The organism is Flavitalea antarctica (assembly GCF_054461535.1).
In genome coordinates, this window is sequence record NZ_JBTLQG010000042.1 from 33,630 (window position 1) to 42,796 (window position 9,167).

Here is a 9,167-nt window from a genome sequence, read left to right on the forward strand (position 1 = left end):
TAAAAATCAATTTCAAATTGATGTTATCTCCCGAAGCTTTTTATAAAGAGAATTTACAGAAATATGAGGCCGCCCTAAAAAAAGTGAACAGCCGGCTGCTGCTCACCGCAACATTCAGGGGTCTGTTCTTTCTTGCGGCGTGCTGGCTTATCTACCGGGGGATCAAAGAACCTTCAGGTAACGCTGCAGTGGCGGGCGCAGGAATAAGTATTGTCTTATTCATCATCAGCCTCCGGCTGGCGTTGAATCTGCGCGATCAAAAAAACCTGATCGAAAAAATTTTATACGTCAACAACAATGAGCTCAGTATCCTGGAAGGTGGGCCCAATAAATTTGACAACGGCGCCTCCAACATTAATCCCGGGAACTATTCCGTAGATCTTGATATATTCGGACCCGGCTCTTTATACGGCCTGCTTAACAGGACGACTACAAAACTTGGCAGTGAATTCCTGAGCAGGGCGCTTCAGCAACCGATACTGGAAAAAGAAACCATCGAATCTTACCAGCAGGCGGTAAAAGTGATTGCAGCGCAGCCTCAGCAAAGACAACTGATAACCGCCCACGGTTTGCTTCATGATGAAAGAGAAGGCACGCTGTATGACATCCGCATCTGGCTGAAAGAAACAAACAGGATGCTCAGCCAAAAATGGTTGCAGGTTGTCCGATATCTTGTCCCGGCATTTAATATCTGGGCCTTTTATCATTTTCTTGACACCGACAACGTGGGCCCACTGCTGATAGGGCTCGCGCTGGCCTGGCTCATCATAGGCATCTTTTCAAAGTATATATTCGCGCAGCATGCACTCATTACAAAAAAGCAGGCTATCCTGGACCAGTATGCCGGGATACTAAAGCAGTTTTCACATATTGACCCCGGAACTGCGGAGCTACTCACAGATGCAAGGCAACAGGCTACGGACGCAAGCACCGGCATCTACAAACTGGCGCGTTTATCATCTTTATTTGATCAGAGACTGAACCTAATTGTATTCGTGGTTTTGAATGGCTTCTTCTTATATGATATCCAGGTGATGCTGAAACTGGAGGGCTGGAAGTCGACCTACAAAAACAGCTTCGACACCTGGATCGACATTGTCGGAAGAATTGAGTTACTCAATTCCCTGGGAAGTTTTTGTTTTAATAATCCCGGATATGCCTTTCCGTTAGTTCATGAGGAAATGTCTGTCCTGGCAAAGGAAATGGCTCATCCCCTCATTCCGCCTTCAGTGAACGTACCGAATCCACTTGACTTTGGCAGGAAGGAAAAACTGATCATTCTCACCGGCTCAAATATGTCAGGCAAAACGACTTTTCTCCGGACCCTCGGTGTTAACCTCGTGCTGGCACAATGCGGTGCACCGGTAAACGCGAAGGAGTTTGTTTTCCGGCCGATGATCATTCTTTCATCAATACGGGTTGGCGATTCACTGCAGGAAAACACATCATACTTTATGGCAGAGCTGAAAAAACTGCGCGCCATTATCGACAAGCTGGAAACCGGCGTCCCGGCTCTTGTGCTTATTGATGAAATACTGCGGGGCACCAACTCAGATGATAAAACCCACGGTTCGGAACAATTCATAAAGAAATTGATAAATTTCCGGTGCCTGACCCTGTTTGCCACCCACGACCTTTCCCTTTCAGTTTTGGAGCAGGAACTCCCGGGCCTGGTAGACAATTATTGTTTTGAAAGTATCATTAATGATGGAGAGCTTCTATTTGATTATACCCTTCGCCAGGGCGTTGCAAGGAATAAAAACGCATCGTTTCTGATGAAAAAGATGGGAATAATACGGGAATAAAAATCTTTATTCCGGGTGTGGATCCGGGTGTTTATGCTGCCTCATTTTAAGTCGGGAATGCTTATATTTAGTATCATTCTACCTTCACCTGATAAATCTTATCATGAAACGCTTATCCATACTTGCAATCATCCTTGCGGTAGTTTGCTTAAACACGCTTACCGCCCAGCAGCCATTTAATCTGGAACCCAAAAACCCGCGGCCGGGCGAAAAAATAACGATCACTTATGATCCGGCAGGTACCGAACTTTTCGGGGTTCAACAGCCGGAAGCTTTTGCTTACCTGTTGGAAGGCGCGTTACCGCTCGTGAAGCAAATCACACTGCAGAAAAAAGGAAACATCTATACCGGTGATGTCACCACGAATGACACGACAAAAGCAGTTTTCTTCACTTTTGCCCAAGATGAAAAGAGAGATAATAATAGTGACAAAGGGTATTTTACCATGTTGTATAAATCAGATGGGACACCCGTACCAGGGGCAAGGAAAAGTATTGGCCAGGGTTACAATTCCTATGGCGGGATCTGGGGAATGAAACGGGATGTTGATGCGGCATTGAAATGGAATAAAGAAGAACTCGGCGCGGACCCTTCCATTAAGCAAAATAAACCGCTGCAGGTTGCCGAGCTCCTGGCTTCCTCAAAAGACGAGGCAGACATCGCTGCTATAAAAGAGTCACTCGGAAATCTCGTAAGCAGTGCGACGGCCACTGAAGCAGACCTGACCGCAGCCAAAATGTATTATGCAAGATTCAAGGATAAGGAAAAATTTGTAGTAATTGACAGCCTGGTAAAAACGCGGTTCCCCGGTGGCAACTGGGTGAAAAACGAAAAAGTTGATAAATTTTATGCTGAAAAGGATCCGGCCCGACAGGCAGAACTTTATGACCAACTGAAGAAAGAAGGGTTTGGTTCTACAGACCAGGATAAAAAATTGCTAAGCCAGTTTGCCTATTCCATCGCTTCCAAATATTCAGCTGCCGGCAACCCGGAGAAAGCCCGTGATTATGCGGCTTTTGTTACAGACAAGGGAAGCCAGGCAGCGTTATATAATAGTATTGCCTGGAAAGAATCCGGGGAAAGTATCGACGGTAAACCCGGTAACCTTGAAGTTGGTAAAGAACTTTCTTCCAGGTCGCTTGAAATCGTCAAAAACATGATGACCGAAACGAAAAACAAGCCTCCTTATTTAACGGATGCACAGTTTAAGAAAAATATGGAGGGCACCTACAATATGTACGCCGACACTTATGCGCTTTTACTTTACCAGTCAAAGGAATATCAGAAAGCCTATGACATTCAGAAAAAAGTAGTGGAATCAACAAAAGGCAAAGATGTTTCCATGAACGAAGCCTTTGCAGCTTACACAGAAAAAATAAAGGGCTCAAAAGAAGCACGGAAAACGCTTGAAGCATTCATCCGGGATGGCAGATCATCGCCAAAAATGAAAGAGCAGCTGAAACGAATCTACCTGGCCGAAGATAATGCTCCTGACTCCTGGAACGGTTATATAGCAGCGTTAGAAGCGGTGAGCCAGGAAAAAGCAAGGGCCGGGATAGCTAAAAAAATGATCAATGAACCGGCACCTCCCTTTACCCTTAAAGATATCCAGGGAAATGAAGTTACCCTTGCATCGCTGAAAGGCAAAGTGGTGGTGGTTGATTTCTGGGCGACCTGGTGCGGACCTTGTAAAGCATCTTTCCCGGGAATGAAGTTAGCTGTCGAAAAATACCGGGAGGATAAGGATGTTAAATTTGTATTCGTCGATACCTGGGAGAATGGAGAAAAAGAAGAGATCAGAAAAAATGTAACTGAGTTTATTGAGAAAAACGCCTATCCTTTCCAGGTATTGATGGACTCGGATAATAAAACAGTGGACGCTTTTGAAGTGGAAGGCATCCCCACAAAATTCGTGATTGACACAAACAGCCGGATCAGGTTCAAATCGGTTGGATTCGGGGGTTCTGTGGATGGACTTGTCAGTGAGCTGGGAATGATGATTGAAATGGCCAAAGCCAATGGTTCCGGCGGAAGCGATAAAAAAGGGTTTTAATTGGGAGTCTCTAACACCTGCTCAGCCTGATAACGATAAACAACAGATATGAAAAAGACAATCACAGGTATCATCCTGTCCATAGCTATGGTTTGTGTTAGTGCACAAACCGATAATCCTGATTATGATAAAAAGCTGGCTGATTCCCTGGGTGGAGACGATTATGGAATGAAGTCTTACATATTAGTGATTCTTAAGACCGGGGAAAATGTGATCACTGATAAAAAGATCACGGACAGTTTATTTCGCGGGCATATGGACAATATCAATAACCTTGCGAAGAACGGCAAGCTGGTAGTTGCGGGCCCGCTGGGAAAAAATGAAAAGGCCTATCGTGGAATATTTATTCTCAATGCCCAAACTATCGAGGAAGCAAATGCCTTGTTACAACTGGATCCTGCAATAAAAGCGAAGGTTTTTGATACCGAGCTTTTCAAATGGTATGGCTCCGCCGCCCTTCCGGAATACCTGAAGGCCCATTCAAAAATTGAAAAAAAGAGGTTCTAATAACGGCGAAGCAGATAGGTTATCGGTAATCCCGTAGCGACGATCTGGATCACGATCGATTTGAACAACGGAAAAAGCCGGACAGGAGCTTCTGGAGTGTTTGACAGCGGTAATACTATTAAGTTCATAAAAAGGCAAATCAGTGAACCGTATATAATCCCTGCCAGGAGCCAGTTTTTTTTGACCCTTTCGTTTGTCGAAAATAACGCGAAGTAAAAAACTACAAAAATCAAGGTAATCAGGAAATGGAGGGCAAGACCAATGACTTCAAAGCTTTGGCCGGCTCCAAAGGCTTTCCTGCCATAGATTCCACTGGCGATAAAGCGTAATACCATAGCCGGCTTACCACCTGAACTAAGATACACGTTTAAGAATGCTGCCAGGATGTCCAGCACGCCGGCAACCAGTGTGGCAAACAGGATATAGGTAATTGCTTTTTTTGTCATTGCCGGATTCAGCCACCGAATCTACGAAAACCGGTTCAAAACATCAACGGGTTCTTCGGGTATACATGAGGTTTATGATAAAACATGTTGAAGCGCGTTGAACCAGGTCTTGTTTCCTTTTGCAATAAACATTTTGTAATCGATGATCAGGTAGATCGTCTCGCGATGGTGGCCCTTATTGAAAGTAATCCGCAGGGGCTGCCAGAACAGGCCGAAGTTTTTTACCATCGCCCTTGTAAATATTTCATCAAACCCGAGGTACAACTGTTCAAATTCATCGTTGTTGATGTAAAGATTCACATCTCCGACTATGGTTAATCCTTTGCCAGTGAGCATTATTTCACCCTGGTGCGAATGTATCGGGGTCATGCCGGAGACATGGGTAAGCAGGCGACGGACTGGTTCCTGCTGATTTATCTCGAAGTCGTAGCTCCATAAAACAGACCCGGTCAATAGACTCTCCATTTGATTAACGCATGTACTCTCAAAGGTATTTGAAATCACAATCTCCCGGAACTGTTTTGTTGCTTACTGTACGGCCCTATTGAACATTTATCACTTCGCTGTAGCAGCCATGCTTTTTTCGGTGATATAAACCATCAGCTGTGTCGCAGCAGTCAATGTTGGCGCAGCTAAAGGATCATTGAACAAAACATTAATAGGCCCTTCACCAAAATATAAACCATCAGAAACCAGGAAGGTCAGACGGACCATTCCTTTTGCCGGATGTGATCGTCTGGGATTACCCCAGGGTCCTATCTTTTTAATGACTGACTCGCCACTACGGAAAAGCGTATCAGTGATCTGGTTACCTTTTGTATCTTCTGTTGTTTCCCATACCAGTACTTTGCCCGTGTGGTTAATGTACCGGGCAGTTCCGTTTTGAAAGGAAGCCAGTACATCTAATCCATCGTCAAGACCGACCTCAACTACTACCCCAAATAATTCCTGGGAGGCAGGTTTATGACCGGCCAGGTTCAGCCGGTTGCTGGCAAGTATCTTTACCCTTGGATCCGACTTTTCATCATCAATGATCCGCTGCAAATCCGCAACAGAACTGTATGCAGCAAACAGCACATCAAAAGGATACTGGTAAGGTGAACTGATCTTTGTTTTATACAAGTCTGTATTATCACAGAACAGCAACTGGTAGATGATATTGGTTGATTCTTCTTTGTAAGGACCGGTAATAGTTTTTGTCATCATTTGTTTTTTTATAAAGATGAAACTATTAACCGGGCCCGGGCGGCTGCGCTTAGCCGGTACGCTTTTATGTTATGTACAGGGTGAGAATATTGAGTGGATGTCTTGCGAAGGGTTAATCCCAACATGCAAAAAGCTGCCCCTTTCGGAACAGCTTTCTGAAAATTAGTACCAGGTTTATTATTTCACTTCTTCAAATTCGGCATCTGTCACATTTTCTGAGCCTGCACCCTGTTGGTTGTTGCCAGGGCCATCAGGTCCTTGCTGACCACCCTGTGGACCACCTGCACCAGCCGACTGAGCTTTGTAAATCTCTTCAGAGGCTGCTGTCCACGCAGTATTCATTTCTGCGGTAGCGGCATCGATCGCGGCCAGGTCCTGTGATTTATGTGCTTCCTTTAGTTTGGCAAGAGCCGCTTCTATTGGTTGTTTTTTATCAGCCGGAATTTTATCGCCGTATTCTTTAATCTGTTTCTCAGTCTGGAATATCAAACCATCAGCCTGGTTGATCTTCTCAACACGCTCACGGGCTTCTCTATCCTGAGTTTCGTTCGCACGGGCTTCAGCCTTCATTTTTTCGACTTCTTCCTTGCTTAAGCCGCTACCCGCTTCAATACGTATTTTTTGTTCTTTACCGGTTCCTTTGTCTTTCGCGGTCACATGCAGTATACCATTCGCATCGATATCGAAAGTCACTTCAATCTGCGGTACACCACGGGGAGCCGGTGGAATATCGGCCAGGTTAAATTTACCAAGACTCTTATTCTGGTTAGACATTGGTCTTTCTCCCTGCAACACATGAATTTCCACACCTGGCTGGTTATCACTCGCAGTTGAGAATGTTTCAGATTTTTTGGTAGGGATCGTAGTATTTGAATCGATCAGGCGGGTCATCACACCACCATAAGTTTCAATACCAAGACTCAGTGGAGTAACATCCAGCAAAAGAACATCCTTTACCTCACCGGTTAACACCGCACCCTGGATAGCTGCACCAACGGCAACAACCTCATCCGGGTTAACACTCTTATTAGGTTTGCGCTTGAAGAAACTTTCAACAAGCTCCTGAACCTTAGGAATACGTGTGCTACCCCCTACAAGAATAACCTCATCAATTTGCGAAACACTCAAGCCAGCATCTTTTAAAGCCTGTTCGCAGGGTTTTAAACATCTTTCAAAAAGATTGTCTGAAAGTTGTTCAAACTTAGCACGGGTCAGCTTTTTTACAAGGTGTTTAGGCACCCCGTCGATCGCTGTTATATATGGTAAGTTGATTTCTGTTTCACTTGAAGACGATAACTCAACCTTTGCTTTTTCTGATGCTTCTTTCAAACGCTGAAGAGCCATCGGATCTTTACGCAGATCAACATTTTCCTCTTTTTTGAATTCGTCTGCCAGCCAGTCCATCACCACTTTATCGAAATCATCACCACCAAGATGGGTATCACCGTTAGTAGCTTTAACTTCGAAAACACCATCACCTAATTCCAGTATTGAAATATCGAAAGTACCACCACCAAGGTCAAATACGGCGATCTTATGATCTTTTCCACCTTTGTCAAGTCCGTAAGCAAGCGCTGCTGCTGTAGGCTCGTTCACTATACGACGTACATTCAGACCTGCAATTTCACCTGCCTCTTTTGTAGCCTGGCGCTGCGCATCGTTAAAATAAGCCGGAACAGTAATGACGGCTTCAGTAACCTCCTGGCCAAGATAGTCCTCCGCGGTTTTCTTCATTTTTTGAAGAATCATTGCTGAAAGCTCCTGTGGAGTGTACATTCTGCCATCTATGTCAATACGTACGGTATTGTTGTCACCTTTTACCACCTTATAGCTCCAGTGGCTGATCTCATTGGTGACCTCGTCGAACCGACGACCCATGAAACGTTTAACAGATGTAATCGTGTTTGTTGGATTTGTAATAGCCTGACGTTTTGCAGGATCACCTACCTTACGTTCGCCATTTTTCAAGAATGCTACCACCGACGGGGTTGTTCTGCGACCCTCTTCGTTTGCAATAACAACCGGCTCATTGCCTTCCATGACCGCTACGCAACTGTTGGTTGTTCCCAGGTCAATACCTATTATTTTTCCCATAACTGAATAAATTTAATGTTCGGTTAAATCAGTCAATGATTGTGCCATCCGCCTTCAGAATGCAAAAATGGCAGTATCAGGACAAGGACGGCATGACACATTGAAAATGAAGCAGAAATAGCAGAATTTTTACGGTGTGCCGTGGGGTTTTGACACCTTAAAGGTGAATTTCTTCTGGGTTAAATAACTGAATGCTACTACTATGACTGTGGTGAGCAATTTTGCTACTGTTGGATAAAAGCCGAACCGCTCAACAAACAATTTAATGAAGACATAATTGAGCACGATGCACGCGATCACCAGCAAAAAATATCTTCCCAGCTGGACCCTGCCCCTAAGCGTAGATCCGGTAAAAACAACATTCCGGTTTAAATAAAAGCCTGTAGGAAAAGTCACGATAAATGCGATAATAAAAGCGGCGATATAGGGACTAACGGCCCCAACAGGCGTATGAACTATCTGTTTATCCAGGATAAAATTATAGCACACAAAATAGATAATGATATCAAGCAGTGTATTCCCTCCTCCACAAGCTATGTACCGGAAGGTCTGCAGGGGCATGAAGCGCCTGAAAGGAGGATAAAAAAAATCTATTAACGCAATAATCCCGTGCTTCATAACCTTCCCTTTTCGAGGGCGCAAAGTTAGAAGTTAAAGACCAAGCAGCCAATTCATTTGCCTGTTTTAACCAACCCGTCGACCTTCACAAAATAAAGTTTAGAACCCGTTTGACTACAGTCAAGAAATGTGCTGTTTTGACGCGGGTTCACAAAATTCCTGCATATTTGACGTGGTTTTAACCCCCAAACTACCAGAAGGCTGCTCAGAATATGAGCAGCTTTTTGATTTCTATCCCAATCACCCGTATTGTGTTATTTTTGCCGCCTAATAGAATCATATGGGAATTGCAACGCAAATTCAGGATGCGGTCAGCCGGGAATTGGAATCGTTATACAACACAACAATAGAAAGCAGTGCTATCCAGGTCAATGAAACTAAACCTGAGTTTGAAGGAGAGTTTACGGTGGTACTTTTTTCTCTGTTAAAACCCCTGAA

At 44.4% G+C, this 9,167-nt stretch carries 8 protein-coding genes; 3 read left to right on the forward strand and 5 right to left on the reverse strand.

Annotated features, from left to right (window positions below; genetic code table 11):
* Positions 1-20: 20 nt before the first annotated feature.
* From ACX0G7_RS24170 to ACX0G7_RS24180, 3 genes are all read left to right on the forward strand, one after another.
* Positions 21-1,805, forward strand: a complete 1,785-nt coding sequence (locus ACX0G7_RS24170) for a MutS-related protein (protein ID WP_458926105.1) — start codon at positions 21-23, stop codon at positions 1,803-1,805.
* Positions 1,806-1,908: 103 nt separating this feature from the next.
* Positions 1,909-3,858, forward strand: coding sequence for a TlpA family protein disulfide reductase (locus tag ACX0G7_RS24175; protein ID WP_458926106.1), 1,950 nt, complete (start codon positions 1,909-1,911; stop codon positions 3,856-3,858).
* A gap of 48 nt (positions 3,859-3,906) precedes the next feature.
* Positions 3,907-4,365, forward strand: a complete 459-nt coding sequence (locus ACX0G7_RS24180; protein ID WP_458926107.1) for a YciI family protein — start codon at positions 3,907-3,909, stop codon at positions 4,363-4,365.
* Here ACX0G7_RS24180 and ACX0G7_RS24185 read toward each other — a convergent pair.
* The 5 genes from ACX0G7_RS24185 to ACX0G7_RS24205 all read right to left on the reverse strand — a co-directional run bounded on the left by ACX0G7_RS24185 (position 4,362) and on the right by ACX0G7_RS24205 (position 8,729).
* Positions 4,362-4,811 (reverse strand): hypothetical protein, encoded by a 450-nt coding sequence (locus ACX0G7_RS24185; protein WP_458926108.1) that lies wholly within the window; start codon positions 4,809-4,811, stop codon positions 4,362-4,364. The two genes, ACX0G7_RS24180 and ACX0G7_RS24185, sit on opposite strands and share 4 nt — an antisense overlap.
* Before the next feature lie 72 nt (positions 4,812-4,883).
* The gene (locus ACX0G7_RS24190; RefSeq protein WP_458926109.1) at positions 4,884-5,276 is read right to left on the reverse strand and encodes a hypothetical protein; all 393 of its coding nucleotides are present in this window, start codon (positions 5,274-5,276) and stop codon (positions 4,884-4,886) included.
* A gap of 90 nt (positions 5,277-5,366) precedes the next feature.
* Positions 5,367-6,014 carry a hypothetical protein gene (locus ACX0G7_RS24195; protein ID WP_458926110.1) on the reverse strand — a complete coding sequence of 216 codons (648 nt, stop codon included), beginning with the start codon at positions 6,012-6,014 and terminating at the stop codon, positions 5,367-5,369.
* 180 nt (positions 6,015-6,194) lie between these two features.
* A complete protein-coding gene (gene dnaK, locus ACX0G7_RS24200) occupies positions 6,195-8,111 on the reverse strand; it encodes a molecular chaperone DnaK (RefSeq protein WP_458926111.1) in 1,917 nt (638 codons plus the stop codon).
* Between the two features lie 129 nt (positions 8,112-8,240).
* Positions 8,241-8,729 (reverse strand): GtrA family protein, encoded by a 489-nt coding sequence (locus tag ACX0G7_RS24205; protein WP_458926112.1) that lies wholly within the window; start codon positions 8,727-8,729, stop codon positions 8,241-8,243.
* Between the last annotated feature and the right edge of the window lie 438 nt (positions 8,730-9,167).